This window comes from Vibrio sp. 10N.222.55.C6 (genome assembly GCF_041473395.1).
Classification (GTDB): domain Bacteria; phylum Pseudomonadota; class Gammaproteobacteria; order Enterobacterales; family Vibrionaceae; genus Vibrio; species Vibrio crassostreae_C.
In genome coordinates, this window is record NZ_JBFRSD010000230.1 from 1 (window position 1) to 658 (window position 658).

The window sequence follows — 658 nt, forward strand, 5'->3', positions numbered from 1 at the left end:
ACGGATCATAATGGCCATCATATCAATCAAAGGCACTGCAATTAACCATAGGGCCGTCACTGGTCGAATCATGTAATGACCGTGTTCAGGTTGAGTACCTCGGATTAAAATCCAAATCACAAGGAAGCCGATCATCATGCTACCGGCATCGCCCATAAACACTTTTCGCAGCTTGCCAAAATAGCCCAAATTAAACAGAACAAAAGGTAATAAAATCACCACCATCACGGCCATAAAGAAGGTGTAGAACTCAAGCCCATGGGCATAGAACAGCACACCTAACGATGCAAACACCACCATGCTTAAACCACCCAGTAGGCCATCGATACCATCAACCATGTTAAAAGCGTTAATAGCTCCAATAACGGCCAGCACGGTCACGATACTATCCACCACGATAGGGAAATCCCATACGCCTAGCCCAAACGCATTACCAACATGAGAAAGGGTTAAACCGGTATAATGCATGACTATTAGAGTTAAAATAGCCTGCACACCCATACGAAGCTTAAAGCTGATATCAAAACGGTCGTCGGCCACTCCAATCAGCACCAGTATCGTTAAGCACGTGGCGATAACCTCTATATTATTGATTTCTGAAGCACTCACGTAGAAGAAGTACAACAAGGTAATACAGAGGGAAATACCACCCACCAAA

1 pseudogene is annotated in these 658 nt (G+C 44.4%); it reads right to left on the reverse strand.

Features of this window, described 5'->3' with window-relative positions:
- Positions 1 to 658 (reverse strand): annotated as a pseudogene (locus AB4486_RS23395) (undecaprenyl-phosphate alpha-N-acetylglucosaminyl 1-phosphate transferase); the annotation flags it as partial.